The sequence below is a fragment of the Streptomyces sp. NPDC002845 genome (assembly GCF_053591955.1).
This window is the reverse complement of sequence record NZ_JBSFUU010000236.1, coordinates 1-1,560: the sequence shown is the minus strand read 5'-3', so window position 1 is coordinate 1,560 and position 1,560 is coordinate 1. Positions and strand designations below refer to the sequence as shown.

Here is a 1,560-nt window from a genome sequence, read left to right as displayed (position 1 = left end):
GTGCTTCAGGAACCGCTCGGGATACTGGAACTGCGCTCCATGCCCGGCATCGGGGTAGATCAGCAGTTGCGCGTTGGGGATGTTCTGGGCGAGGTGCCAGGAGTTGATCGAGGCGATCATCACGTCGTTCTCGCCGTTGAGGACCAGCGTCGACTGGGTGATCGCGTTCAGGTGGGCGTAGGGGTTCTCGCCCGGCAGCGGTTCCGCGTAGGCCATAGTCGCTTCGAACTGTGCCTGTGCGACCGCGGGCGAGCTCGGCGGGTCCTGGTCGGCCCGCTGGTGGCGGCGCTCCCAGAAGGCCTTGCCCGCTTGCTTCGCGGCTTCCGAGCGGCCGAAGAACAGGAAGAGGAAGTCCTCCAGGATGGGGACCGGGTTCAGGGCGTACTCAGGCACCTGGGGGTCACTTGTCGGGTCCCCGCCTCGGAGGCCGGTGCCGAGCAGGAGGAGCTTGCGCACCAGCTGGGGGTGGCGCAGCGTGACCTCCTGCGCCTGGTAACCGCCGAGCGAGAAGCCGAGCAGGTCGACCTGCTCCAGCCCCAGCGCCCGGATGACCGCGGCGATGTCGTCGGCCATGTCCTCGATCCGGTTACGCGGCGTGCCCGATGACGAGGCGACGCCGCGGCCGTTGAAGAGGATGACCTCCCGGCCTTCGGCCAGGCCGTCGGTGAGCAGGGGGTCCCAGTTGTCCATTCCCCCGCGGAAGTGCTGGACCAGGAAGAGCGGGACGCCGGAGGGCTTGCCCCAGCGTCGGTAGGCGAATCGGTCGCCGTCGACCTCGATGTACTGAGTCGGTGCGGTCACATGTGTGTCACTCATGGCCTGGGCCTTTCTGGAGGGGGTGAGCAATACGATGACGGTCATCATCTAAAAAGTCAACCACTTTGATGTCGATCGACATCAATGTATGCTTGACCGTCGAGCGTCGACCGAGGAAGGGACGGCTGGACATGCGGGTCACCAAGGCGCAGGCAGAGCAGAACCGTGCCCACATCGTCGCGACAGCCTCCAGGCTGTTCCGGGAGCGCGGCTATGACGGTGTCGGCGTGGCGGAACTGATGGCAGCCGCCGGGTTCACCCATGGCGGGTTCTACAAGCACTTCCGCTCCAAGGCCGACCTGATGGCCGAAGCCTCCGCGAGCGGGCTCTCGCAGACCGCGGTACGGACAGAAGGCCTGGACGCCGCCGAGTTCGTCGAGCGCTACGTCTCGCGGGAGCATCGCGACGGGCGCGGTGACGGCTGCACCATCGCGGCCCTCAGCGGGGACGCCGCACGCCAGCCGGCGGACATCAAAACAGAGTTCGCAGCCGGGATCGAGAATCTGCTGACGGCCCTTCAGTCCCAGAGTGATACGCCGAGGGATGCGGACCAGCGCGCGACCCGCACCATGGTGATCGACATGCTCGCCCACTCGGTCGGAGCGGTCATGTTGTCGCGGGCATGCCCGGACGGTTCTCCGCTGGCGGACGAAATCCTCGATGTCTGCCGCAAGGAAATTCTCGCGTCACTGGCACACCACAACAGCGACCAGGTGGCGGCACGGAGCTCAGAAGCCTGACCGC

Annotated in this window: 2 protein-coding genes; one reads left to right on the top strand and one right to left on the bottom strand. The window is 66.3% G+C overall.

The genetic code is table 11. The features are described from left to right. Positions 1-816 (bottom strand): alpha/beta fold hydrolase (locus tag ACWD3C_RS48570; RefSeq protein ID WP_451155245.1); only part of this gene is annotated, 816 nt, incomplete at its 3' end. A 68-nt stretch (positions 817-884) separates the two neighbouring features. Between ACWD3C_RS48570 and ACWD3C_RS48565 the strand changes: the two genes are divergently transcribed. Beyond that, complete coding sequence (locus tag ACWD3C_RS48565) at positions 885-1,556, top strand: TetR/AcrR family transcriptional regulator (RefSeq protein ID WP_451155243.1); 672 nt, start codon at positions 885-887, stop codon at positions 1,554-1,556. Positions 1,557-1,560 lie beyond the last annotated feature (4 nt).

Bases quoted from the DNA above. Each gene is read 5' to 3' on its own strand.
- ACWD3C_RS48565 (WP_451155243.1), top strand. From the start codon at position 885: ATGTCGATCGACATCAATGTATGCTTGACCGTCGAGCGTCGACCGAGG.